Origin of the sequence: Paenibacillus sp. L3-i20, from assembly GCF_022180385.2 — a bacterium.
Classification (GTDB): domain Bacteria; phylum Bacillota; class Bacilli; order Paenibacillales; family Paenibacillaceae; genus Pristimantibacillus.
Genome location: NZ_BQME02000002.1, coordinates 307,967 through 332,429, shown reverse-complemented (window position 1 = coordinate 332,429; position 24,463 = coordinate 307,967). Strand labels below are relative to the sequence as shown.

Annotated in this window: 24 protein-coding genes; 1 reads left to right on the top strand and 23 read right to left on the bottom strand. The window is 45.1% G+C overall.

Annotated features, from left to right (window positions below; translation table 11 throughout):
- Window positions 1-8 precede the first annotated feature (8 nt).
- The 3 genes from MFF31_RS14765 to MFF31_RS14755 are packed head-to-tail and all read right to left on the bottom strand — an operon-like array spanning window position 9 to window position 3,046.
- Window positions 9-863, bottom strand: a complete 855-nt coding sequence (locus MFF31_RS14765; RefSeq protein ID WP_238188877.1) for a DegV family protein — start codon at window positions 861-863, stop codon at window positions 9-11.
- Between the two features lie 32 nt (window positions 864-895).
- A complete protein-coding gene (locus MFF31_RS14760) occupies window positions 896-2,668 on the bottom strand; it encodes a DAK2 domain-containing protein (RefSeq protein ID WP_238188876.1) in 1,773 nt (590 codons plus the stop codon).
- Between the two features lie 18 nt (window positions 2,669-2,686).
- A complete protein-coding gene (locus MFF31_RS14755; RefSeq protein ID WP_238188875.1) occupies window positions 2,687-3,046 on the bottom strand; it encodes an Asp23/Gls24 family envelope stress response protein in 360 nt (119 codons plus the stop codon).
- Between the two features lie 313 nt (window positions 3,047-3,359).
- Between MFF31_RS14755 and rpmB the strand changes: the two genes are divergently transcribed.
- Window positions 3,360-3,548 carry a 50S ribosomal protein L28 gene (gene rpmB / locus MFF31_RS14750; RefSeq protein WP_197933984.1) on the top strand — a complete coding sequence of 63 codons (189 nt, stop codon included), beginning with the start codon at window positions 3,360-3,362 and terminating at the stop codon, window positions 3,546-3,548.
- A gap of 100 nt (window positions 3,549-3,648) precedes the next feature.
- Here the strand turns inward: rpmB and spoVM are convergent, their stop codons facing one another.
- The 20 genes from spoVM to MFF31_RS14650 all read right to left on the bottom strand — a co-directional run bounded on the left by spoVM (window position 3,649) and on the right by MFF31_RS14650 (window position 24,439).
- Window positions 3,649-3,729, bottom strand: a complete 81-nt coding sequence (gene spoVM, locus MFF31_RS14745; protein WP_010345573.1) for a stage V sporulation protein SpoVM — start codon at window positions 3,727-3,729, stop codon at window positions 3,649-3,651.
- Between the two features lie 120 nt (window positions 3,730-3,849).
- On the bottom strand, window positions 3,850-4,128 hold the full coding sequence (locus MFF31_RS14740) for a hypothetical protein (protein ID WP_238188874.1): 279 nt from the start codon (window positions 4,126-4,128) through the stop codon (window positions 3,850-3,852).
- A complete protein-coding gene (gene rpe / locus MFF31_RS14735; protein ID WP_238188873.1) occupies window positions 4,125-4,784 on the bottom strand; it encodes a ribulose-phosphate 3-epimerase in 660 nt (219 codons plus the stop codon). Before rpe ends, MFF31_RS14740 begins: the two co-directional genes overlap by 4 nt.
- A 5-nt stretch (window positions 4,785-4,789) precedes the next feature.
- Window positions 4,790-5,755: a ribosome small subunit-dependent GTPase A gene (gene rsgA / locus MFF31_RS14730; RefSeq protein ID WP_238188872.1), complete on the bottom strand. Its 966-nt coding sequence runs from the start codon at window positions 5,753-5,755 to the stop codon at window positions 4,790-4,792.
- The gene (gene pknB, locus MFF31_RS14725) at window positions 5,703-7,832 is read right to left on the bottom strand and encodes a Stk1 family PASTA domain-containing Ser/Thr kinase (protein ID WP_238188871.1); all 2,130 of its coding nucleotides are present in this window, start codon (window positions 7,830-7,832) and stop codon (window positions 5,703-5,705) included. Before pknB ends, rsgA begins: the two co-directional genes overlap by 53 nt.
- Complete coding sequence (locus MFF31_RS14720) at window positions 7,829-8,599, bottom strand: Stp1/IreP family PP2C-type Ser/Thr phosphatase (protein ID WP_238188870.1); 771 nt, start codon at window positions 8,597-8,599, stop codon at window positions 7,829-7,831. Before MFF31_RS14720 ends, pknB begins: the two co-directional genes overlap by 4 nt.
- Before the next feature lie 6 nt (window positions 8,600-8,605).
- Window positions 8,606-9,652, bottom strand: a complete 1,047-nt coding sequence (rlmN, locus tag MFF31_RS14715) for a dual-specificity RNA methyltransferase RlmN (protein ID WP_238188869.1) — start codon at window positions 9,650-9,652, stop codon at window positions 8,606-8,608.
- 108 nt (window positions 9,653-9,760) lie between these two features.
- Window positions 9,761-11,224, bottom strand: a complete 1,464-nt coding sequence (gene rsmB / locus MFF31_RS14710) for a 16S rRNA (cytosine(967)-C(5))-methyltransferase RsmB (protein ID WP_238188868.1) — start codon at window positions 11,222-11,224, stop codon at window positions 9,761-9,763.
- Window positions 11,221-12,177 (bottom strand): methionyl-tRNA formyltransferase, encoded by a 957-nt coding sequence (gene fmt, locus MFF31_RS14705; protein WP_238188867.1) that lies wholly within the window; start codon window positions 12,175-12,177, stop codon window positions 11,221-11,223. Before fmt ends, rsmB begins: the two co-directional genes overlap by 4 nt.
- Before the next feature lie 4 nt (window positions 12,178-12,181).
- Entirely contained in the window at window positions 12,182-12,667 is a 486-nt protein-coding gene (gene def / locus MFF31_RS14700; RefSeq protein WP_238188866.1) for a peptide deformylase, read from the bottom strand.
- Window positions 12,668-12,704: 37 nt separating this feature from the next.
- A complete protein-coding gene (gene priA / locus MFF31_RS14695) occupies window positions 12,705-15,191 on the bottom strand; it encodes a primosomal protein N' (RefSeq protein WP_238188865.1) in 2,487 nt (828 codons plus the stop codon).
- On the bottom strand, window positions 15,188-16,402 hold the full coding sequence (coaBC, locus tag MFF31_RS14690; protein WP_238188864.1) for a bifunctional phosphopantothenoylcysteine decarboxylase/phosphopantothenate--cysteine ligase CoaBC: 1,215 nt from the start codon (window positions 16,400-16,402) through the stop codon (window positions 15,188-15,190). Before coaBC ends, priA begins: the two co-directional genes overlap by 4 nt.
- Window positions 16,403-16,454: 52 nt before the next feature.
- Window positions 16,455-16,979, bottom strand: coding sequence for a YfiT family bacillithiol transferase (locus MFF31_RS14685; RefSeq protein ID WP_238188863.1), 525 nt, complete (start codon window positions 16,977-16,979; stop codon window positions 16,455-16,457).
- A gap of 163 nt (window positions 16,980-17,142) precedes the next feature.
- Window positions 17,143-17,328 (bottom strand): hypothetical protein, encoded by a 186-nt coding sequence (locus MFF31_RS14680; RefSeq protein ID WP_238188862.1) that lies wholly within the window; start codon window positions 17,326-17,328, stop codon window positions 17,143-17,145.
- Window positions 17,329-17,464: 136 nt separating this feature from the next.
- On the bottom strand, window positions 17,465-17,674 hold the full coding sequence (gene rpoZ, locus MFF31_RS14675; protein WP_238188861.1) for a DNA-directed RNA polymerase subunit omega: 210 nt from the start codon (window positions 17,672-17,674) through the stop codon (window positions 17,465-17,467).
- A gap of 16 nt (window positions 17,675-17,690) precedes the next feature.
- The gene (gene gmk / locus MFF31_RS14670) at window positions 17,691-18,302 is read right to left on the bottom strand and encodes a guanylate kinase (RefSeq protein ID WP_238188860.1); all 612 of its coding nucleotides are present in this window, start codon (window positions 18,300-18,302) and stop codon (window positions 17,691-17,693) included.
- 19 nt (window positions 18,303-18,321) lie between these two features.
- Window positions 18,322-18,582: an extracellular matrix/biofilm regulator RemA gene (gene remA / locus MFF31_RS14665; protein ID WP_005548256.1), complete on the bottom strand. Its 261-nt coding sequence runs from the start codon at window positions 18,580-18,582 to the stop codon at window positions 18,322-18,324.
- A 227-nt stretch (window positions 18,583-18,809) separates the two neighbouring features.
- Window positions 18,810-20,693: a bifunctional homocysteine S-methyltransferase/methylenetetrahydrofolate reductase gene (locus tag MFF31_RS14660; protein WP_375541317.1), complete on the bottom strand. Its 1,884-nt coding sequence runs from the start codon at window positions 20,691-20,693 to the stop codon at window positions 18,810-18,812.
- 10 nt (window positions 20,694-20,703) lie between these two features.
- Window positions 20,704-21,534, bottom strand: a complete 831-nt coding sequence (gene dapF / locus MFF31_RS14655; RefSeq protein ID WP_238188859.1) for a diaminopimelate epimerase — start codon at window positions 21,532-21,534, stop codon at window positions 20,704-20,706.
- A gap of 121 nt (window positions 21,535-21,655) precedes the next feature.
- On the bottom strand, window positions 21,656-24,439 hold the full coding sequence (locus tag MFF31_RS14650) for a calcium-translocating P-type ATPase, SERCA-type (RefSeq protein WP_238188858.1): 2,784 nt from the start codon (window positions 24,437-24,439) through the stop codon (window positions 21,656-21,658).
- Between the last annotated feature and the right edge of the window lie 24 nt (window positions 24,440-24,463).

The window sequence follows — 24,463 nt, the reverse complement described above, 5'->3', positions numbered from 1 at the left end:
ACCTGCATTCACACCCTGTACATAAATACAGCTGCTGTTCCAGGACCCGTATGTACCCCGATAACCGCTCCAACTGTCGTATATCCAACCTCTTTTACATTCAGCGCACTCTTTAACCGTTCACCCAATTCATCAGCTGGTTCTTTGTTGTCTGTATAAGCAAGAATCATCCCCACAGGATCATCCCCATATACATCCTTCAAAAGTTCAGCAATCCGCGACATCGCTTTTTTGCTTCCCCGAACTTTATCAACAGAATAAACGCCGCCATCTTTATCGAGAGAAAGTATAGGTTTAATATTAAGAATGGAACCAATTAGAGCGGAAGCTCGGCCAATCCGGCCGCCCTTTTGCAAATATTCAAGTGTATCTACTAAAAAATATAATTGCACATCATTTTGAAGGCGTTCAATCTCTTCCAAAATACGTTCCTTAGACTCGCCAGCTTGCGCCATCTTTGCGGCTTTGACAACTTGTAGTCCAATACCGTAAGAAGCTGATTTGGAATTTACAACAGTAATATCCGCTTCCTGTTCAATCATCGATTTCGCAATTAATGCTGACTGATGTGTTCCACTCAAAGTAGCTGAGAGATGGATTGAAAGTATCGGTGCATCTCCATCTTCAGCAAGCAGCCTCTCATACAAATCAGAAAATTCTAAAGGCGAAGGCTGTGAAGTAGTCGGCAGCGCCTGGGAAGCTTGCAGCTTCTCATAAAATAGATCTGAATGAATTGTTACAGCATCTTGAAAGGTTTCTTCACCGAAAAGCACCTTTAGCGGTACCATGGAAATACCTAGTTGTTCCCGAACCTCAGCCGGTATGTCGGATGTACTGTCCGTTACAATGCGTACCTTTCCCATTCGATCCCCTCCATTATTACGATTAAAAACTTTTATTCTACTGCAAACAAATATGGATACAGCGGCTGTCCGCCATGCTGAATTTCAAGCTCAAGATCCGGGTACTTACCTTCCGCCCATTCGCATAGTTCAGTTGTAAGTCCCGCTTCCGCATCCTCACCTGTAAAGACGGTTAACAAATCTCCGCCCTCTTCTAACATACTTGTAAGTAAAGACTGACAAGTCGCCAACAGTTCCGCATGGGAGACTATGATTGCTTTCTCTTTAATACCGATATAATCGCCTTCTTGAATAATAACTCCATCAATAGAAGTATCACGTACAGCACTCGTCACTTGCCCCGAGATTACGCCCTCTGCGGCATTTCGCATCCAATCGCCATTTCGCTGGGGAGATTCATCCTCTTTAAAGGCAAGAACAGCTGCCAATCCTTGTGGAATAGTTCGTGTTGGAATGACCGTTACAGAACGCTCGCTAAGCTCTGCCGCTTGCTCTGCCGCCAAAATAATGTTGCCGTTATTCGGAAGCAAGAAAATATGATCCGCAGAAAGAGCTTCGATCGCCTTAAGGAAGTCCTCTGTGCTCGGATTCATCGTCTGCCCGCCCGATAATACCGTATCGACATCACTTGCTAGAAACATTTCCGAAAGACCTTCACCAAGCGCAACAGCGATGATGCCAAATGGCGCACGTTCGAATACTTGTCCAGGTGATATTCCGCTCAGCGCCTGTCCAGCAAGTAATTCCGCGGATGATAAATCAGCTTCGCTTACTGATTCAGCATCATGCTCAAGCAGATCACGATGCTGTTCACGCATGTTCAAGATGTGTATATCCGTTAATTCTCCATAAGGAAGAGACAAGTTAAATACGTCCCCAGGTTTGCGGGAATGAACATGTACTTTAATAATGTCGTCATCCGTTATGACTAGAATAGAATCTCCGTCCTTTTCAAGAGCCCGTTTGTAAGCGGATTCATCAAAAAACACTGGTGACTGTGCTGATCGTTTACGATTTATAAAAAATTCCATATCATAGAGGAATTCAATGTCTTCCGTCGATATTCTCGATTGTGCTGAGCTAGGGCCACTTCTACGGTTGTCTTTCGCTGCAGTTGGTATAGCTACTTCCTCTGGCCTAGCTGCTTCGGAGGGCATGAACAATAGATCTTGATAACCACCGGATTCACTCTCAGTTAAGTAGCGTACGAAACCTTCATAAATATAGACAAGTCCTTGCCCTCCAGAGTCAACTACCCCTACCTGCTTCAGTATAGGAAGTAAATCTGGTGTGCGTTGCAGCGATTCATTAGCTTTGCGATGCACTTCCTGCATCAGATCAGCTACGTCGGTCGTACGGCGCGCATATTGCACAGCATGTTTAGCCGCTTCCCTCGCTACAGTAAGTATCGTTCCTTCAACTGGCTTAACGACAGCTTTGTAAGCCATATCAACACCTTGCTGGAACGCTGCTGCAACATCCATAGCTGTTGCCTCCTGCAAGCCAGCAATGGCTCTTGAAAAGCCACGGAATAGCTGCGACAATATAACGCCGGAGTTTCCTCGCGCGCCCATTAGTAGACCCTTAGACAACGCTTCCGCTGATTTCCCAATATGCTCGGAGGGCTTGCTGCGCAGCTCTCTAACTCCAGAGCTCATCGTTAAATTCATATTAGTGCCTGTATCGCCGTCCGGGACTGGAAACACGTTTAATTCATTTACGCGTTCCGCGTTATGCTGTAATAACTCTGCACCCAGCAAAGCCATTCCGGCAAAATCCGATCCGTTAATTGAGCGCTTACTCAATGAAAATTCCCCTTCCTGCTACCTAGATACCCTTACGTCTTGTACAAATATATGGACTTCATCCACTTGTAAACCAATAACATTATTCAGCACATAGGATACCTTAGATTGAATGTTATGCGCTACTTCAGAAATTTTGGTACCGTAGCTTACAATGATGTAGAGGTCAATATGCAGTTTTTCATGTTCCCTTCTTACTTCAACACCACGGGACATGTTTTCTCTGCCAAGCAGTTCCGCGATTCCATCCTTAAGTCCTTTACGCGAAGCCATTCCGACAAGTCCATAACAGTCCATAGCTGCGGAGCCCGCTAGAACGGAGATGCAATGGTCGGTAACATGGATAGAGCCAAGTTCGGTATTAAGCTGCAATGACATGGAAATACACTCCCCTACTGTATATATTATGGACTAAGTACCATTGTACTATAAAAGACGGCGATATTGAAGTCCGTTCATAAAAGTCGCCCAAAAACGCATAGATTTGGGTTGAACAGGCAGGGAGTTTGTGATACGATATTCAAGTGTGTTTAATTATGCTCTACTAACCGCTAATGTAAGGAACGAACTCGCACACGCAACAGAATTACATTGTGCGTGAGCTGTCGAAGTTGGTTTTATGCTTGCAAATCAAAAGCATCAGCTTTTGAAGTGAAGGTTACCTTCACAAAACTTTTTAGGAGGTGTAGTCATGTCCCGCAAATGTTACCTAACTGGCAAATCGCCACGTCAAGGCAATAACGTTTCCCACGCTAACAACAAAACTCGTCGTTCATGGGGCGTTAACGTGCAAAAGGTTCGCATTCTTGTAGACGGCAAACCGAAGCGTGTTTATGTCAGCGCACGCGCGCTTAAGTCCGGTCAAGTTACTCGCGTATAGTGATGGCGAATGCCATAGACAAAAGCACCTGAAACTCAGGTGCTTTTATTTTTTGTTCCCTCACGATCGTCGACGCCGCTTAGCGATGGGAGCACTGACATTAATTTTTTTGGAAGGTGTTCAAAATCGCCTTAACAAACCCGCCTAGAAACTTAGGCAGTTTTATTGTATAAAATTTCATGCCTCATCCCTCCTCAGACCCACTCATGAAATAGTTCCGTGACAAATCCCTCGCTCATGTAATCATCCTATGCGAAAAATCAGTGTCCTATTCCATTGTATGTCTTGTAGAGGGCAAGGATTATGTCAAGCTTGTCACTAGCTCTGGATTGGCTTTAGCAAAATGAAACACCGCAAACAATATCGCTGTCAAAAAATAAACGATCAATGTTAGTACAATAAACGTCGCACGTAAGCTGATCGTGTCAAAACGCCGAAAAAAACGAATCCCAATATAAATAGCAAGCAATGAAAACAAGTATTTATAAATTGCTGTAATCTCCGCAAACACAGCTATCGAAGTGCCAGCAAGCATTGCATAGAGTATTATCCACAGGGACGTCTTTACGGATTCGTTCATTGCTGTCCTCCGAGACGCAGTCCAGCTACAGCAGCCGCCCGATCGTTCTGTCCGTATATTGCATTGCCAGCAACTAACACGTCTGCACCAGCTTGAATAACAGCAGGGGCTGTTTCTTGGTTAATACCCCCATCCACTTGTACATGAACATGATTTAAACCACGCTCATCAAGCATCGCACGAACTTGACGAAGTTTAACGAGAGAATAAGGAATAAAGGATTGTCCACCGAAACCAGGATTAACAGTCATCACTAAAACCAAGTCAAGATCATGTATGATTGGCTCTAGAACGGCAACTGGTGTCCCAGGGTTAATAGCAACGCCAGCCGGAAGTCCCTTCTCCTTAATCGCATGTATAGTACGATGCAGATGCAAACATGCTTCTGCATGTACGGTAATGCGGTCTGCGCCTGCAGCTATATAATCACCAAGTGATAGCTCAGGTCGTTCAATCATCAGATGCACATCAAATGGCAACTTCGTAGCTGAGCGAACCGCCGCAATAACTGGTGGGCCAAACGTTAAATTAGGTACAAAACGTCCATCCATCACATCAATGTGAATCCAGTCTGCTCCAGCTTTTTCTACAACTTTGATATCTTCTCCAAGAGAAGCAAAGTTAGCCGACAATATTGAAGGCGCAATTATAGTCATTGTAGTTAGTACCTCCGTTTTATGTCTTTCATTTCAGTTAGGAATAACAAATAATGGTCGTATCGACTTTGATCAATATCTCCACTCTCAACTGCTGCTCGAACAGCGCAGCCGGGTTCATGCACATGTGTACATCCTCGAAACTTGCAGTCGGGGGACAATTGACGCATCTCTACGAAACAATAGCCCAAATCTTCAATCCCAAGCTCGCCGAAATCCAACTGGCTGAAACCAGGCGTATCCGCAACGTAAGCTCCATCGATATCAATAAGTTCTACATGCCTCGTCGTATGTTTACCTCTACCTAATCGATTGCTAATTTCATTCGTCTCAAGCGTCAAACCAGGGACTATTGCATTGAGCAAAGAAGACTTCCCAACACCAGATTGACCAGCAAATACAGCCAAATGTCCGTTTAGCCTTTCTTTCAGCTCCTGAATGCCTGAGCTCTTGCGTGAGCTTGTCCCGTATACTTCATAACCAAGACGACGATAAATGCGGTTAACAGAGGAAACAGCAATAGCAGCTTCTTCTGTATCTCCGCCGTCATTTTCAAGATCCTGCTTGCTAAGACACAATATCGCTGGAATACCCGCATGCTCGATATGAACGAGAAACTTATCCAATAGCTGTAAGTTAAGTACAGGCTCTGTTACTGAGAAAACTAGAATCGCCAAATCTACATTTACAACAGCAGGACGGATAAGCTCGGAAGATCGAGGAAGCAGTTCCTCGACCGTCCCTTCACCATTCTCTGTTAGGCTAAACTTGACACGATCACCAACTAAAGGGGTAAGACCGCGCTTTTTGAACACGCCTCTTGCACGGCATTGCACAGTAATTGAATTTCGCGCTTCCCCTTCAGCTCTTACATAATAGTAACCGCTTAGCGCTTTGACGATTAATCCATTGGCATAGTTATTGTCCTTGCCCGCTTCCTTCACTTTCGCCTTCGCTTGTGCTTTCGCCATTGTTTCCGTTAATCTCTCCTTGTACCTGTTCATCTGGGGTGCTCTGGGTTGGCGGCAATAACTCTTCTCCAGGTATAGTGAGACCAGGAGTTCCAGTTCCCGCTTCCAGTTCATCATAAGAAATTTCTTTTGTATCCATAAATTGTTTATCTCTGCTTACTGTAATGGTAGCCACCGTATCAGGAGCTAGCATTACTGTTACAGGAATATCAACTGTATCTGTTATCGTTCGCGTAATACCTTCCATATTCTCGCCTCTTGCGTCCGAATAAACAATTTTCACTTCACTTGCTACACCTGCGACCGCTGGCGAAATACGAACATTTAGAACATACGTTTTCGCATCTGCTGGCGGGCCTGAGCTTACAGTAATTGTAACTTTTGAACCCTTTGGAACTTGATCGAGCGGCATTAATTTCTCGTCTTGACTTATAATGTGATCTTTTTCATGCAAGTAGCTTGGCGCATAAAAAATATCTTCTTCATTTAAGACCAAACCAAGCGACTTGAGCAATTTACGAGCAGTTGAAAGCTTCTCCCCGGTCAAATCAGGCATCTCGACAGTCTCTGGGCCGATGCTGACCACAAAAGTAAGCTCTGCTGTCACAGGGTCAAATAGCTCGCCGGATTTTGGCGTTTGCTCCAAAATGGAATCCACCGCTTCCTCACTGTTCTGCTCAACAACTTTGATTCGAGTATCTGTTACACCAAGAGAATTCAGCTCTTCTTTCACAGCTTTGAAGGATTGTCCGACATAGTTCTTTAAGCTAGCCATCTCAGGTCCGTTGCTGACAGTTAGTTGAATAAGGGCTCCTGCTTTCACTCGCATGGCCTTCTTGCTTTGACTGATAACTTGATCTTTCGGAATATCTCGATGGAACTCTAAAGTAACTGGGTCGTCCACGCGCAGTCCTTTTGCATCAAATGCGGCTCGCGCTTCCGTCAAGGTCATCCCAACGACATACGGGACCTCAACTTCTTCTGTATCAAGCTTATCAAGCAACCACATGAAGCCAAAAATAATTAAAGCAAGCAGCAGTAAAGTTACCCCTACTACCGTTAGCGGTTTTTTCCATTTTTTTTGTTTCTTTGCGTTTCCTTCATCCGCCCACTTCGTACTTGTGTCGGAGACAATCGCCTTTTGTTCATTCCGCTCCAAAGGCTGACTAGTTACAAACTCACCACGAATAGCAGGCATAACTCTCGTCTCCTCCATATCGTTAAAGGTTGGAAAGATCATTTTGGGCTCATCAAGTCGATCTGTACGAAGGCAACTTTCCAAATCCAATAGCATTTCTTGTGCGGAACTATATCGCTCACTTTGATTTTTGCGCGTTGCCTTCAAAATAATGTTTTCAACACTTTGAGGAATATGCGGATTAATCGATCGCGGAGCCTCAATAGTTTCTTGCAAATGCTTAAGTGCTACGCTGATCGGACTTTCGCCTAAAAACGGCAGCTTCCCCGTTAGCATCTGATAAAGCACAATTCCTAGTGAATATAGATCAGACTTTTCACCAGCATTAATGCCTTTAGCATGCTCCGGTGAGAAATAATGCACTGACCCTAGAACAGAACCCGTATGTGTAATTGTCGATGAAGTTACAGCCCGGGCAATCCCGAAATCTGTTACCTTTACGCGACCGTTATTTCCGATAAGTATGTTATGTGGCTTAATATCGCGATGAATAATATGATTCTGGTGGGCGTGACCGAGCGCATCACAAATTTGCATGGCAAACCGCACAGCTTCTTCAGCCTGCAACGGAGCCCGCTCTTGAATGAGTTCATTCAAATTATTGCCTTCAACGTACTCCATAACGATATAATGTGTTTCGTCCTCTTGACCAACATCATAAATACTAACGACATTCGGATGAGATAATGCAGCTGCCGATTGAGCTTCTCTGCGAAAACGCCGAATAAACTCATCATCATTCACAAATTGTTGACGTAATACCTTAACTGCCACTTTTCGATTCAGCAGAACATCATGTGCTTTATAAACAAGCGCCATTCCGCCACCACCGATGCGTGACACTATTTCATAACGTCCACCTAAATCATGTCCAATCATAGTGATCGCTCCTCTCGCTTCACTTTGGCAGCCTCTTGTAGAAGAACAACAGTTATATTGTCGTCTCCCCCTGCATCAAGCGCCAATTGAATGAGATGATCCGCTTTAGCTTCCAGCTCTAGCTCATCATTTGATACTGTTTCAAGCAATTGCTGATCATTTACCATATTAGTAAGACCATCACTGCAAAGTACTAATACATCCTCAGGCGACCAAGAGAGTGATTGCACGTCGATATCAACATGAGCATCAGTACCAATAGCTCTCGTTAACACGTTACGCCGCGGATGGTTAAGTGCTTCCTCTTCAGTAAGCTGTCCGGATTTCAATAGCTCATTTACTAATGAATGATCCATAGTGAGCTGATGAATACCATCGCTCGTCACCTTATAGGCACGGCTATCTCCGACATGTCCAATAATGGCATTACCCTTACTAACAAGCACGGCAACAATGGTCGTTCCCATATTATGATAACGCTCATTATGGGAAGCCATTGCATAGATTGCCTCATTCGCCTCGCTTATCGCTTGACGAATGAGCATCTTGCCCTCTTGTTCTGATAATTCTACTCTTGCAGTATGATGCTCAAACGCGGTACGGAATGCATTTACTGCCATCTGACTGGCAACATCGCCAGCCTGATGACCACCCATTCCGTCAGCTACGATAGCAAGCGTCACACCGTTATTCAACTTACCCACCCATGACTGGTCCTCATTCACTTGCCGGACTCGTCCAATGTTACTGCGGTTTGCAGTTAACAAACGTCATCACCTCGTCGTGGACTCCATATGTTTTGCCCTTAATTGACCGCAAGCGGCAGCAATATCATGTCCTTGTTCTCTCCGAATCGTTACGTTGATCTTGTTGCGCTCAAGAATACGTTGGAATTCAAAAATATCCTCACGTGGTGTGCGTACATAGTTGCGCTCAGGGACATGGTTAACCGGGATTAGGTTAACATGACATAACATACCTTGTAGAACATCAGCCAACTCCTGTGCGTGCTCAGCCTGGTCATTCACTCCACCAATAAGAGCATATTCAAACGAAATTCTTCGTCCTGTTTTGGCGATGTAGTAACGGCAAGCCTCCATTACATCCTCAAACGGGAAACGTCTATTAACTGGCATCAACTTGGAACGAAGCTTATCATTTGGAGCATGAATGGAAAGCGCCAAATTGATTTGCGTGTTCTCATCTGCAAATTTGTACATGCTCGGAACAATACCGCTCGTAGAAACTGTAATGTGGCGTTGACCAATATTAAGTCCCTTTTCATGAATCATGTTGCGAAGGAATACCATTGTCGCATCATAATTTTCAAACGGCTCGCCTGAACCCATAATAACGATGCTCGACACACGTTCACCAGTAGCATCCAGCGTCTGTTGAGCTGTCACGACTTGCGCAACGATTTCACCTGCTGTTAAATTCCGTTTCAAACCACCAAGAGTCGAAGCGCAGAAAGTACAACCAATACGGCAGCCTACCTGTGTCGTTACACAGACACTATTCCCATAGTTATGACGCATAACAACCGTCTCAATGCCATGGGCATCATGCAAACCGAACAAGAACTTTACTGTTCCGTCTTTGGATTCGAACTTAGTGATCTCTTGCAGTGTTACGAATGCGAACTGATCATTCAATTTTTCACGGAGACTCTTGGACAGATTAGTCATGTCCTCAAAGCTTTTTACTCTCTTAACATAAAGCCAATCGAACAATTGCTCCGCACGAAAGACCGGCTCGCCGTTTTCTTTCATCCAATCTTGAAGATGTTCTAACGTATAGTCATAAATAAATGGTTTCATCTCATCACACCTGTATTTTATTGTTGGTCGGCTCAATCTATGAATAAGATTTTGTAGCCGTTACTGATTTATATTACCACAAACGCCTATGTTCAGCCATAAGACGCCTTAAGGGCGTCTAATCATACGAGCAATATAGAAGCCATCACTACCGAAATGTTGCGGCAGCAGCTGAATCTGCCCATCAAAATTGTCATTAATAAGGTTCGCTTCACGCAATTTGTTCATTACTGCCTCAGGCCAATTGGTATCCAATTGAAACTCCGGATGCTGAAGTAGAAACGCCGCTACCTGATCTTCGTTTTCTTCCTTTTCCATTGTGCATGTGCTATACACCAGCGTTCCGCCTGGACGTACCAGCTCGCTAACATCGTTCAGCAAGCTTTGCTGCAGGGCGGCAATTTCTGTAATATCGCCTCTTGTTTTCGTCCATTTAATTTCTGGCTTCCTGCGAATAACACCGAATCCAGAGCAAGGAGCATCAAGCAATACAGCATCCATAGAACCTGCTGCGAAGCGATCCTTTAACGTTGCAGCATCTCCAACGATGGCTTCAACGTTACGAAGTTTAAGTCTTTCTGTCTGCGTCACAATAAGCTCTCTTTTATGCGCATGCAAATCATTCGCCCATACTTTGCCTTTGCCGCCCATAAGTTCTGCAAGATGTGAACTCTTGCCACCTGGCGCTGCACAGCAATCTAATACTTTCATCCCAGCTTCAGGAGCAACAACTTCGGCCACAAGCATGGAACTTTCATCTTGGAGCGACCAGCGACCTTGACGGAATCCGTCCGTATCAGCCAGATTACCGCCGCTATGAACGATTAGTCCCGCAGGAGCCAGTGCCGATTTTTCCACTTTTAGACCACTTTCTTGAAGCTCAGCAATTAGTTCATCAATTCCGCCCATCAGCGTATTAACACGGATACTTGCATGCGGCTGTTCATTTCCTGATGCACAGATTGACTCCGCTACTTCAATTCCATATGAATCTACCCAACGCTTCACAAGCCAATCTGGATATGAATGTCTAAGAGCTATCGTTGAAACTGGATCCTTTGTTTGAATGTTAGAAATAACAAGCTCACTCCGATTGCGATCAATGCTTCGCAATACCCCGTTCACCATACCCGAAATGCCGGTATGTCCTCTGCGTTTTGCAATTAATACCGCTTCGTTCACAGCTGCATGTGCCGGAATCCGATCAAGAAAAAGGAGTTGATATGCACTCAATCTAAGCAATTGGTGAACCCAAGTATCCAGCTTTCCGAGTCCTTTCGCGACGAACTTCGATAACCAATGATCAAGTGTTAATTGACGTCCGATCGTTCCGTACACAAGCTCAGTAGCAAGCGCTGCATCAGCACGACTCAAATTGGAATCCTGCAGGGCACGATTCAGTTGAATATTGCTGTAAGCGCCTGTGCCTTCAACCTTTACGAGAATGTTTAGCGCAAGCTCTCTCGGAGACATTGGCTTTTTTTGATTCACTGTTGGCTGTGATTGATTGAGTGGCCCTGCACCTTTTCTAGCAGCAGCATGTCTTCTCGCGCCATTTTTTCCGCCGCTCATTGTAAACCCCCTGCTCTAAATCTGGTTCCCGCTTCAATGCGAGCACCTTTAATCCATTCAGCAGCATCCATCACACGTTTTCCAGCTGGCTGGATATTCGTTAAGACCAATGCTCCTTTACCTGTTTGTACGACAATTCCATTGTTACTAGCTTCGATAATTGTACCAGGCTCTGCCTCATTACTGCGCCCAGATACTTCACCTGAAACCTGACATGCCCATACTTTAAACACTTCATCTCCTAGCTGCGTGAAGGCCCCTGCCATTGGAGACAACCCTCTAACTTGATTAAAAAGCTCACGAGCAGATTTGTTCCAATCCAATCGCTCATCTTCACGGGATAAATTCGGTGCATACGTTGCTTCATCGTTATTTTGCGGAGTAGCTATTGCTCTTCCTTCAATAATTTGGGGCAAAGTTTCGCCTAATAGTGTAGCACCAGCAAGACTAAGCTTCTCAAACATCGTTCCCGAAGTATCTTCGTCGAGAATTGGAAGTTCTACCGAACTTATCATATCCCCAGTATCCAGGCCTTCAGCCATATACATAATAGTGACGCCAGTTGATGACTCACCATTCATAATAGAACGTTGAATAGGTGCTCCTCCGCGATATTTTGGCAATAACGATCCATGAACATTAATACATCCAAGACGCGGTATATCAAGCAAAGCCTTTGGCAAAATCTGACCATATGCAGCAGTCACAATTAGATCTGGCGCAAGCTCTGCTATTGCTGCGACTGACTCTGCATTACGCATTTTCTCAGGCTGCAGCACATTCAGTCCCAACGACAACGCCGCTTCCTTCACAGGCGGCGGCGTCAGCGTTTTTTTGCGGCCTTTCGGACGATCCGGCTGTGTTACAACCGAAACGATCTCATAACCGGTTTCGATAAGCAGTTTAAGGGAAGGGACGGCGAATTCCGGCGTCCCCATAAATACGATACGCATAAATCTATTCGCCGCCTTTTTTCGGTCTGTCAGAAATGTCATATACACTTTCAGCCAAATCCGTAAACAGGATACCATTTAAGTGGTCAATTTCATGCTGGAATGCACGTGCGAAATAACCGCTTGCTTCAACTTTAAACGGTTGTCCGCTGCTGTCTTTCCCTTCAACGACGACCCGCTCCGCGCGGCGAACTTCGCCGTTCAGGTTAGGAATACTTAGACAACCTTCAGGTCCCAATTGCTCCCCATCCTGCTCAACGATAACAGGGTTTACCATCTCTACTAATCCATTTTCATCTCCTACATCAACAACGATGACACGTTTAGAAATGCCGATCTGTGGAGCAGCAAGTCCAACTCCCTCAGCATCATACATCGTTTCTGCCATATCTTTAAGCAGCTTTTGCAAATTAGAATTAAATTTAGTTACTTCTACAGCAACCTCACGCAATACTGGGTCTGGCTCTTTTACGATCAATCGAATACTCATTTTATTCCCTTCCTTTACCTATGATTTATTGCTTATATTATAAAATAACTTGCGGATCTACATCGACGCTAAACTGAATCCCTTTGCCTGGAGGTCCGCTCGTAAATGGTTCAAGCGCTCGACGTACTAGAGCAGATGCATCAATGCTCCCACGATATTTTATCACACATTGAAAGCGGTAGCGATCTTTGATTCTCGCAATAGGAGAAGCGACAGGTCCCAGCACCTCCAATGCTCTTGGCATTCCGCTGCTAAGAGGTATTAAAATACCTTCATGTTCGGCAAGTTCACGAAGCTCAACAGCAAATTGCTCGCTCACTGAAGACAGCAGTGCAAGTTGCTCATGAGACATCGTAACAAGCACTAGCCTGCAATATGGCGGATAGCCCATCACGGCTCGATGCTTAAGCTCTTCTTGAATAAAAGCGGCATAGTCATGATGTTGTGCCGTCGATATCGCATAGTGCTCCGGTGTGTAGGTCTGTATTACAACCTCACCCTCAAGCTGGTGTCTGCCAGCTCTGCCTGCTACCTGTGTCAGTAGTTGAAACGTGCGCTCCGCAGCTCTGAAGTCAGGTAAATGCAGCGACGTGTCTGCGGCGATGACGCCCACTAATGTAACATAAGGAAAATCTAGCCCTTTGGCCACCATTTGTGTACCAAGCAATACATCGGCATTTCGATCACCGAATTGTTTAAGCAGCTTTTCATGCGCATGCTTCTCTGTCGTCGTATCCACATCCATTCGAATAACCCGAATGCCGGGAAATAACTTGGCAAGTTCCTCTTCAACACGCTGCGTTCCAGTACCAAAGTATCTAATGTGCTCGCTCTCGCAGACGGGACACTTCGTAGGGGCTTGCTCGGCGTGCCCACAATAGTGACAGCGCAGTACACGCGTCTTCTGATGATAAGTGAGCGAAATGTCACAATGCGGACACGATGCAGTATGTCCGCAGGAACGACACATAACGAAAGTAGAGTAACCTCTACGGTTTAGAAGAAGAACCGATTGTTCGCCTCGCTCCAACCGCTCCTGCAACGCAGTATGCAAACTGCGGCTAAACATAGAGCGGTTGCCTTCCTTCAATTCCTCTCGCATATCTACAACTTGTACAACAGGCATTGGCCTACCTCCGACACGTGTCGGCATAGGCAACAAGGCTGGCGTTAGATGTGACTGCGTTGAGGAAAGAGGACGACTCGCAGCGGCGAATGATTCCAATGATGGCGTTGCCGATCCCAAAATAACGACAGCCCCATGCTGCTTCGCCCGTCTAACTGCAACCTCTCTAGCATGATACTTCGGACTTTCCTCTTGCTTATAAGATGATTCATGTTCTTCGTCTATAATAATAAGCCCAATTCGTTCAAAGGGCGCAAATATCGCTGATCGAGCTCCAATAGCCACTTGTGCTCGATTACTGCGAATTTTACGCCATTCGTCAAATCGTTCTCCATTTGATAATCGACTATGCAACACAGCGACCGCATCACCGAAACGCCCCTTAAACCGCTCTACCATCTGGGGGGTGAGCGAAATTTCTGGCACAAGTACAATCGCTTGTCTATCTTGCTCCAAACACATTTGGATGGACTGCAAATAAACTTCCGTCTTTCCGCTTCCAGTTACACCATGCAGAAGCATCGTCTTCGATAGATGTTCCTCAAGCGAGGCAGCGATACGTTCAAATACAGCTTGCTGTCCATCAGTCAGCGGCAGCGGCAGTGTCTGCTCATACGATCGATGAGCATAGGGGTCACGCGCACTCTCCACTTCACGAAGCTCGACCAACCCCTTTTCAGCTAAAGCGCGTATACTAGCAGGTGAAACTCCCGAGTCCATCGCCAGCTTCTGAAGCGGTATTGGACCATTATGCTGGAGCAAATAAGAGAGCGCTTCACGTTGTTTAGCTGCGCGGGCCGGAATTTCCAACAATGCTTTCTCTAGAACATCTCGCTCACCAAGCAGAAATACAGTTAACGTTTTGCGAACAGACAACCTATCTTTAATCGAGGTTTGTTGTACGAGCGCCCCCGTTTTTAAAGCCAATTTGACTGATCGCAATTGATCTGGAAAACGCAGCAGCAGCTTATCAAGCTTAACTAGACCTCCACTACTCTCAATCCAATCTGTTAGTTCAGAAGAAAGGTCCTCGTCACTTTCTTCTCCTAAAGCGATTTGTCGCTCCTCTTTACCCTTTAGAGCTGCAGGAATCATAACTTGCAGCGCTTGGGTCCATGAGCAGCAATACTTGTCGCTCATCCATTTGGAAAGCTCAATCATATCTGGTAACAACGGCGGGACAGGATCAAGAAGCTCAGAGATAGGTTTCAGTCGAGCAAGATCAACAGAGGCATTATCCGAAAATGCGATTACGAACCCCTGTAATACGCGCCCACCGAATGGCACCCCCACTCTGCTTCCAACCTCAATCCATTCCTCCAATTCAGATGGCACCTCATAGTCAAAAGGCCGATCCGTCTGGCGGCTCGGCACATCGACAATCACCTTAGCAATCATTCCATATTCCCTCCGCGCTTCACAAGTCGCTCAGCGATCAAGTCCATCAAACGATTCGCTGTTTCGCGCTTTGACATAAGCGGTAGTGCTTTTACAAGTCCCTCTTGTCCGTACACTTCCACCGCATTCGTATCTCCATTAAAGCCGACACCCTCAGCGCTGACATCATTGGCAACAATTAAATCGCAGTTTTTCCGTCTTAGTTTATCAAGGGCATAACGTTCAATATGCTCAGTTTCAGCGGCAAAGCCTACTAGCAACTGATGTGTTTTCTGTTCACCAATCGTCTGTAAAATATCCGTTGTCCGCTCCATCTCCAGCACTAGACTATTACCCGTTTTCTTAATTTTCTGCTCATGGATTTTTGCTGGACGATAGTCAGCAACAGCAGCAGCTTTAACAACAATATCAACTTGTGGGAATAGACTCGTCACCGCTTCAAGCATATCAGCCGCGGACTGTACTCTCACTAACGTGACTCCTGATGGAGGCTTTTCAGTTGTCCTGCCAGCTATAAGAGTAACACTAGCACCCATTAACTTTGCAGCTTCGGCAATAGCAAATCCCATTTTGCCTGAGGAGTCATTCGTTAAGTAACGTACAGGGTCCAATCGCTCCATCGTTCCTCCAGCAGTAACAAGTACATGTTTCCCTTTGAGCTTGTTTGTTTTTGCAAACCAAGCTTCAATAGCTGCAACAATGTCTTCTGGCTCCGCAAGTCTACCCTTAGCTACATAACCGCAAGCAAGCTGACCGGTTCCCGGTTCAACAAACATTGCTCCACGTTCAGCAAGCAGCTCCATATTGCGAATTACAGCAGGATGTTCATACATATGAACGTTCATTGCAGGTGCAATAATTAGCGGGCATGTCGCCGCTAACAATGTCGTGCTGAGCATATCGTCACCATGTCCATTCGCTAGCTTAGCCATAACGTTAGCCGTTGCCGGTGCCACGACGATAAGATCCGCATGATCCGCCAAATTAATATGAGACACAACTGAAGGATCACGCTCATCGAACGTATCTATAAATACTTCATTGCGAGACAACGTTTGCAGCGTGAGCGGGGTAATAAACTTCGTAGCAGATTCCGTCATAATAACATGAACAATTGCCCCTGCCTGAACAAGCCTGCTGCACAAAGTTGCTCCCTTATAAGCTGCAATCCCACCTGTAATGCCTAAAACAATTCTTTTCCCCTGAATCATGGTGTACACTCCTATTCCCTAAAGCTCCCGCTTCGCCATTCATGCACAGCGATTACCAATCCATTTTTTCCCTTAAGCTCGTAATATGAGCAACATGATGTTTTCCGTGCCATGCGACAAAACCTAAAAAGTATGATAGCTTAAGCTGGCTTCCTCTTTCTGGGTGGTAAAATTGTTTCTCAAAATGAGCACGATCCATAGAACGCAATAGGAGCGCCCAACGTGCATATATACCATCTATTATTAACAGACTAATTTCCGGAGAAGCATCCAAACTATCTGCGGTAATGGCCCAGCCCTCTTCATTAAACGGTTTAATTGTCGGATTCTCTTCTGTTAGCGCAAGTTTAAAGCGAGAGAAACAATTAATGGAAGCATCCGCAATATGATGAACCACTTGTCTGACGGTCCATCCCTCTAATCGATAAGCGGTATCCAGCTGCTCTTCCGTTAATCCATCAATCGCAAGCTTCAACTGAGCAGGCAACTTCTCAACTTCTGTAATCCATTTATCCTTTTGTACCTCGTTCATGCCCTCAAACGTATACCTTCCAATAGGATAACGCAACTTCTCCATACATTCTCCTCCTCAAAGTTTTGTGGGACAAAACTGACTACGGGAAGCGTAGAAACTAAGGTTTGGTGACAGACGAACAGTAAAAACGATCCATCAATATCATAACACAACGCTATGTAAAAACTAGACTATCCTTGCTGCATGAGGTTCATTTGCTCTACTTCTATTTAAGAAATTGAATGACCCCATTCACAATAAGAACTACGCCAAAACCAATGATGAAGGTTAGGAAGGCGGTTAGAACTAATGATCTTTTTGCAAGTTTAGTTTCTTTCAAATCATGAATTTGAGATTCTAAACGCTTCAGTTGTTGTTTCATTTCCGCAAGCTCTTTCTCCTGCACTCCCAATAATATACCCCCATTTCATTGTCTACAAAATATAAATACCCACTAAAACTCCCCTGTAACAATTGTTCAATTGAAACAAAAAAGGAGTGCAACTCTGTCTCCAGGTCACACCCCTCATGTTAAAGTGAATATAAGTTTAGTCTTCTTTAGTCGTAAGATTCTCTACTTGAAGAATATCACCATAGATTTCTTCAAGCGCTACGCCTACAAATTTGAATGAGCGTGGGTTTACTAGCTCTGACTTGTCGCCGTTGCGAAGCATACGAGCTCTGCGTGAAGCAGCTACTACTAGTGTGTACTTGCTGTCTACCTTTTTTACCATTTCGTCAATAGATGGATATAACATTGGACATTCTCCTCACTTATGCTTGCTCGATTGCAGTCTGCAACCCTGAAACATAGGGTTCGACACGTTCTCTGCGACAATGCTCGGCGATAACAATGCTTCTAATCCGATCGCATGCCGCATCAATTTCATCATTCATAACAGCATAATCATAATGCGCAAGCAAGCTCATTTCTTCTACAGCAACATTCATTCGAGTATTAATCGTATCCTGAGATTCAGTACCTCTACCCGTGATACGCTGTTTCAATTCGTCTAGTGATGGAGGCAATAGGAAAATAAAGATCGCTTCCGGGAACTTTTCCTTCACCTTCAGAGCGCCTTGAACTTCAATTTCAAGAATGACATCTTTACCGCCGGCAAGTGTCCGATCAACAAAATCGCGCGGCGTACCGTAATAATTGCCAACGTATTCCGCATGCTCAAGCATAGCGTCACGCGCAATCATATCTTGAAATTGCTCTCTTGTTTTAAAAAAATAATTGACCCCTTCAACCTCGCCCTGTCTCGGTTGCCTGGTTGTTGCTGACACAGAATAGACGATCTCAGGCATCCGTCCGCGAAGAGCAGAGCATACCGTACCTTTACCTACTCCGGCAGGACCGGACAAAACTATTAACAATCCCATTTGTTCCAAACTCCCTGTACTATTCGTCGTTATCGTCATCCTTAGTGGATAAACGATGGGCAACCGTCTCCGGTTGAACCGCTGATAAAATAACATGATCGCTGTCAGTAATAATAACCGCGCGAGTTCTACGTCCGTAAGTAGCATCAATCAACATGTGACGGTCACGAGCTTCCTGGATAATCCTTTTGATCGGAGCTGATTCCGGACTTACAATAGAAATGATGCGATTCGCTGAAACAATGTTCCCGAATCCGATATTAATAAGCTTAATAGCCAAGCCAGGTCCCCCTCCACTTACGGTCCTTCACCATGCAAAAGTAAATAAACAATTCCAAAAAACGACAGACCATTGCTCTATTGTTGACGAAAGTATGAATGAGCATACGTTAATTAGACAGCTTTAACTTACGCCTTATTCTAATTGATTTTCACTCTGCGAACAAGCAAAAGTTAGATTCCATCGTTTTTGGTGTTGTTTTTCGTGCATATTCAGTTGTTTTCGGGCTATTTCTTCGTTTTTTGCCAAACGTATTCTGTCAGCTGTACTGCCATATCATAGAACATAAAAGGAGTGATTAAGTAGATGCCATTGAAATGCCGGATTGCACAATCGATAAGCTCCTTCGCAATTTGTACACCTTCTGCACGCCCAGCTTCTCCCTCTAAACCGGCCATTCGGCTGCGAACCTCATCTGATAGCTGTATACCTGGCACTTCGTTATGCAAATACTCAGCATTTCGACCGTTAGCAAGCGGCATAATACCAATAAATACGGGAACACTCAAATGTTTGGTTGACTCTGCAATTCGTTCAATTAGCAATGGATCATACACAGGCTGCGTCATTATATAATCTGCACCGGAAGAAATTTTCCGCTCTAGTCGTTGAACGGCTTTGTCCAGATGTTTGACGTTAGGATTAAAAGCAGCGCCAACAACAAACTTCGCCTTTTGTTTTAGCGGTTTACCTGAGAAAGCAATACCTTCATTCAGTTGTTTAATCATCCGTATCATATCAAATGAAGTTAAATCATAAACCGAGCTAGAGTCTGGCAAGTCGCCGAATCTTGCAGGATCTCCCGTTACTGCTAGCACGTGGTCTATGCCGAGCGCATCTAGTCCCATCATATGAGATTGTGTACCAATTAAGTTCCGATCACGACAAGCGATATGAACGAGCGGTCGAATATCTACACGCTCCTGTAGAAGCGCAGCTAATGCAATGTTGCTCATTCTAGTGACAGCGAGCGAGTTATCTGCCATCGTGATGGCATCTGCCTTAATCTTTTTCAGTGCGGCTGCACCTTCCATGAACTTGCGTATATCTAGATCTCGCGGCGGGTCTAACTCTACGATAACGGTATGACGCTCTTTAACGATATCAACAATATTTGGTTCAAGTTCTTCAGAAAGCAGCTTCGCTTCTGTTACTTTCGCTACAGTCTCAGAGGTCGTTGCCGCTGGAGCTTTCGCAGACACAGCCGTTGTAGGCTGTACTTGAGGTACATAATTATTTAAAGCAGCCGACATCGCCGCAACATGTTCCGGAGTTGTTCCACAGCAGCCGCCTACAATTCGTGCGCCTTGATCTGCGAACTTACGTGCACATTCTGCAAAATATTGTGGTCCTGCAGAATAAGAATATTTACCATCCACATAATCTGGAATTCCTGCATTCGGGTAAACGGAGAAAGGAAGCTCCACAGGTCCAGTAATAGAATCGATTGCGCGCATAATACCATTAGGACCGCTGCGACAGTTAAAGCCAACTACGTCGGCTCCAAGCATCTTAAGCTGATCGAAAGCATCAACGAGTGCAACACCATCTTGTGTACGGCCTACATCTTCAACTCCGAACTGACATATAACAGGAAGATCAGTAAGTTCACGAGCAATTCTCAAAGCTAGCTTCATCTCTTCCAAATCATAAAAGGTTTCAAGTAGCAGCCCATCCACACCTTCGTCAATTAAAGCTTTCATCTGACCCTTATAAGCTTCAATAACTTTAGCTGTACGAACGTTTTTTAGCTTACCATCGCGGATTGAGCCCACAGCCCCCACAACATAAGCATCCACGCCAATAGCAGCGCGGGCGATACGAACTCCAGCGCGATTAATCGCTTCCATTTCGTTCTCAAGCCCATATTTTAATAGTTTTTCATAATTTGCTGAGAACGTATTCGTCTCAATTATACGTGCGCCTGCTTCATAATATTGACGATGCACGTTTTCAATAACTTCCGGTCGCAAAATATTAAATTCCTCGTAAGAAACGCCGACAGGGAACCCCATCGCGTATAGATAGGTTCCCATGGCTCCATCACCAGTCAAGATACGTTCTTCTAACGCCTCACGAAGGTTCGGTCTTTTCAATTGATTATCCCCCATAAGTGTCACCTTACAAGTTGCCGCGGAATACTTCCGCAGCTGGCCCAGTCATATAGATATGATTATCACTTTCGTTCCATTCAATAAATAGATCTCCGCCCTTAAGCGAGATTGTCGCTTCCCGATCAGTCGCTCCAGTTAGAACGGATGCAACTAGAGTTGCACATGCGCCAGTTCCGCAGGCCAACGTTGGTCCCGCTCCACGTTCCCATACTCGCATATCAGCTTGTGTACGTGAATTGACCGTTACGAACTCAACGTTGATTTTGCGAGGGAACATTGGATGCGTTTCTAATTTTGGACCCCATTCCTCGAGCTCAAAGTTTGTAGCATCGTCTACATAGATGACGCAATGCGGATTGCCCATTGATACAGCAGTAAATTTAAATTCCCTGCCATTCACCTCGATTGGGTGTTCGATCACACGCTCAGCATCTATTGTAGTCGGCACTTGAAGGCCATGAAGAATAGGCGCTCCCATGTCAACCCGAACTGTCTGTACAATACCATCGTTAACTATTAATTGTACTTTCTGCACACCTGCTCCAAGAGTCTCAATTGTAATTTCTTCTTTACTCGTTAAACGGTTATCATACACATACTTCGCCACGCAGCGAATCGCGTTACCACATTGTTCTGCCTCTGATCCGTCAGAATTTATGATGCGCATACGGAAATCAGCATTATCAGAAGGCAAAATATATACAAGCCCGTCAGCTCCGATTCCAAAAAAACGATTACACAGTTGAACTGCTAGCTCTGCTGCATTGTCTGGCAACGCGGATTCGCCTGCAATTACGATAAAGTCATTGCCTAAACCATTCATCTTCGTAAAGTTCATTTATCGCTCTCTCCTTATAAGGCCAAAAGTATGCTATTTATCGAATTAATTTCTATTAGCATACCGCAAAGCCAGGAGAAACGCTATTGATAATTTGTATCTTCATTTGTACTTTTTTCTGTTATCTAGCGGCTGTTTGCGGACCTAAAGGCCACTTTGAATTCGTTTTTGTTTTGCCAGGTTTTCCTAATACGCTGCCAATACCTAGGACAAACGTCGGAATTCCCGCAGCAACAAGCACTAAACACCAGTCACGGAAGCCAATCGGCACCGTTTTGAAGATTGGTTGCAGTGCTTCGATATAGAGTACGCCAATCATTAGAATTAGCGAAGATAAAACAGCAAGCACTAAATATTTATTTTGAAACGGATTGCGGTGGAAAATGGATCTTGAACTGCGGCAGTCGAATACATGAATGAGCTGCGCCATAACGAGTGTTGCAAATGCTACTGTCTGAGCATGTACGAGGCCTTGCGCATCGCCTGCGCCTGCTCTAAGCGTAATCCAGAACGCGCCTAACGTACATATTCCGATCAGTATGCCTCTGCTTATAATCTTCCAGCCAAGCCGCCTTGAGAAGATGTTCTCTTTCGCCGATCGTGGCATCTGCTGCATTAAATCCTTCTCCGCTTGATCCACACCAAGCGCCATAGCTGGCAATCCGTCGGTAACCAAATTGACCCACAAAATTTGGATCGGAATAAGCGGCAACGGCAATCCCGCCATCATCGCAAGGAACATAACCAATATTTCGCCAACGTTGGATGCTAGCAAATATCGAATAAACTTGCGAATATTTTCATAGATACCTCGACCTTCTTCTATCGCCGCTACAATTGTAGAGAAATTATCGTCACTGAGAACAAGTGCTGAAGCTTCCTTCGATACATCGGTACCTGTAATACCCATTGCAATACCAATATCAGCAGCTTTAATAGCTGGAGCGTCATTCACGCCATCGCCAGTCATTGCAACTACATGCCCTTTGCGCTGAAGCGACTTAACAATTCGTAGCTTATGCTCTGGTGAGACTCTTGCGTAAACATATGTTTGATCGACTAATCGATCAAGCTGTTCATCATCCATGCCTTCGATCTGCTTACCGCTCATCGCTATGCCTCCCCGAGGCATAATGCCGAGCTGCCCTGCGATCGCTTCAGCAGTCAACTGGTGATCACCAGTAATCATAACTGTTTTTATTCCAGCTCTTCGGCAAGTCGCAATTGCTTCTTTAACTTCACGACGAGGAGGATCGATCATGCCCGCTAACCCTACAAAAACAAGATTCCTTTCTACATCGCCTTCGTTTTCATAATTTTCATTTGCTCTCAGATCACGATATGCGAATCCTAATACTCGAAGGGCAGATTGAGCCATAAGTTCTCCTGCCTCTGCACACTTGCGTTTCAGTGTACCGGTGAAAGGAACTACTTTTCCTTCCCAAAGTACATAAGCGCAATGCTCCATTAACAAGTCCGGCGCACCCTTCGTACATATTAATTTACCGCCTTGGTGAGCGACGAGTACCGACATTCTCTTCCTTTCAGAGTCGAACGGATACTCTCTTACTCGTTTATATAGTACCTCTAGTGACTTGGCTGACGAGCCGAGCTTAGCTGCCAGAACCGCTAACGCACCTTCTGTCGGATCACCCTTCATTACCCACTCAGACTGTCCTTCCTTACTTTTACGGCGCTTTGAGTCTTCTACTTCCACCTGTATTAATTGAGCATTATTACAAAGCGCACTCACTTGAAGGAGACGTTTAATAGGCAGATCGTGCTTTAAATCTAACGATTTTCCATTCTCAAATATGGCACCGTTAGGATCATAGCCTTCTCCACTAACCTCTAGTTGTCTTCCGCTAATCCAAACATGAGTAACAGTCATCTTATTTTGGGTCAACGTACCCGTTTTGTCAGAGCAAATGACAGAGGCGCAGCCTAATGTCTCTACTGAGGGCAGTTTCCTGACGATTGCTTTCCTTTTAATCATCCGCTGAACGCCTAATGCAAGTGCAATCGTCACGATTGCTGGAAGCCCTTCTGGTATTGCAGCAACTGCAAGACTTACACCTGCAAGAAACATGCCGTACGCTGGTTGACCATGCAAAATACCAGCAACAACAACCATAACAGTTAGTGCAATCGCTACGATGATTAGAAGTTTGCCGAGCTGCTCCAAACGATGTTGCAGCGGTGTCTCCATCGTCTCCGTCTCTTGGATAAGACCTGCAATTTTACCCATTTCAGTAGACATGCCTGTTCTCACGACGATTCCCTTAGCTGTACCTCGTGTCAGCATCGTACCCATAAACCCTATGTTTCGCTGATCACCCAGCGGGAGCTCGTCATCGTCTAAGACGGCAGCAATTTTGCCAACTGGGACTGACTCGCCCGTCAGTGCCGATTCCTCTACGTAGCAGCTGTTAGCTTCAATGAACCTAACGTCCGCAGGGATACGGTCACCGCTCTCCAAATAAACAACATCCCCCGACACTAACTCCTTAGCAATAATAGTCGTTAACTGACCATCGCGAAACACCTTTGCTGAGGGGGCCGAAAGTTCCTTAAGCGCTCTGAGCGACCTCTCAGCACGAAACTCTTGCAAGAAACCGAGTATTGCATTCAGCCCGATAATTGCAATAATCGTTATAGCATCCAAATATTCTCCCAGCAGCCCCGAGATGAGTGTTGCTCCCATAAGAATAAGCACCATAAAGTCTTTGAACTGATTTAAGAAAAGCACGATCGGTGAAATACGTGCCCCTTCTGTCAGCTCGTTGTGTCCATGCTTCTCCAATCGCTCAGCAACTGCAGAAGGCTTTAACCCATTTTCTAACGAGCAATCAAGCGCTTCTACTAGCTCATTTAATTCTAATTGATGCCATTTCTTTTGTTCCATTGTATGACTCCCTCCCGTATGTTG

Coding starts and splice junctions, on each gene's coding strand:
- MFF31_RS14765 (WP_238188877.1), bottom strand. CDS start 863: ATGGGAAAGGTACGCATTGTAACGGACAGTACATCCGACATACCGGCT.
- MFF31_RS14755 (WP_238188875.1), bottom strand. CDS start 3,046: ATGTCATTGCAGCTTAATACCGAACTTGGCTCTATCCATGTTACCGAC.
- rpmB (WP_197933984.1), top strand. CDS start 3,360: ATGTCCCGCAAATGTTACCTAACTGGCAAATCGCCACGTCAAGGCAAT.
- spoVM (WP_010345573.1), bottom strand. CDS start 3,729: ATGAAATTTTATACAATAAAACTGCCTAAGTTTCTAGGCGGGTTTGTT.
- MFF31_RS14740 (WP_238188874.1), bottom strand. CDS start 4,128: ATGAACGAATCCGTAAAGACGTCCCTGTGGATAATACTCTATGCAATG.
- rpe (WP_238188873.1), bottom strand. CDS start 4,784: ATGACTATAATTGCGCCTTCAATATTGTCGGCTAACTTTGCTTCTCTT.
- rsgA (WP_238188872.1), bottom strand. CDS start 5,755: ATGGCGAAAGCACAAGCGAAGGCGAAAGTGAAGGAAGCGGGCAAGGAC.
- pknB (WP_238188871.1), bottom strand. CDS start 7,832: ATGATTGGACATGATTTAGGTGGACGTTATGAAATAGTGTCACGCATC.
- rlmN (WP_238188869.1), bottom strand. CDS start 9,652: ATGAAACCATTTATTTATGACTATACGTTAGAACATCTTCAAGATTGG.
- rsmB (WP_238188868.1), bottom strand. CDS start 11,224: ATGAGCGGCGGAAAAAATGGCGCGAGAAGACATGCTGCTGCTAGAAAA.
- fmt (WP_238188867.1), bottom strand. CDS start 12,177: ATGCGTATCGTATTTATGGGGACGCCGGAATTCGCCGTCCCTTCCCTT.
- def (WP_238188866.1), bottom strand. CDS start 12,667: ATGAGTATTCGATTGATCGTAAAAGAGCCAGACCCAGTATTGCGTGAG.
- priA (WP_238188865.1), bottom strand. CDS start 15,191: ATGATTGCTAAGGTGATTGTCGATGTGCCGAGCCGCCAGACGGATCGG.
- coaBC (WP_238188864.1), bottom strand. CDS start 16,402: ATGATTCAGGGGAAAAGAATTGTTTTAGGCATTACAGGTGGGATTGCA.
- MFF31_RS14685 (WP_238188863.1), bottom strand. CDS start 16,979: ATGGAGAAGTTGCGTTATCCTATTGGAAGGTATACGTTTGAGGGCATG.
- rpoZ (WP_238188861.1), bottom strand. CDS start 17,674: ATGTTATATCCATCTATTGACGAAATGGTAAAAAAGGTAGACAGCAAG.
- gmk (WP_238188860.1), bottom strand. CDS start 18,302: ATGGGATTGTTAATAGTTTTGTCCGGTCCTGCCGGAGTAGGTAAAGGT.
- MFF31_RS14660 (WP_375541317.1), bottom strand. CDS start 20,693: ATGGGGGATAATCAATTGAAAAGACCGAACCTTCGTGAGGCGTTAGAA.
- dapF (WP_238188859.1), bottom strand. CDS start 21,534: ATGAACTTTACGAAGATGAATGGTTTAGGCAATGACTTTATCGTAATT.
- MFF31_RS14650 (WP_238188858.1), bottom strand. CDS start 24,439: ATGGAACAAAAGAAATGGCATCAATTAGAATTAAATGAGCTAGTAGAA.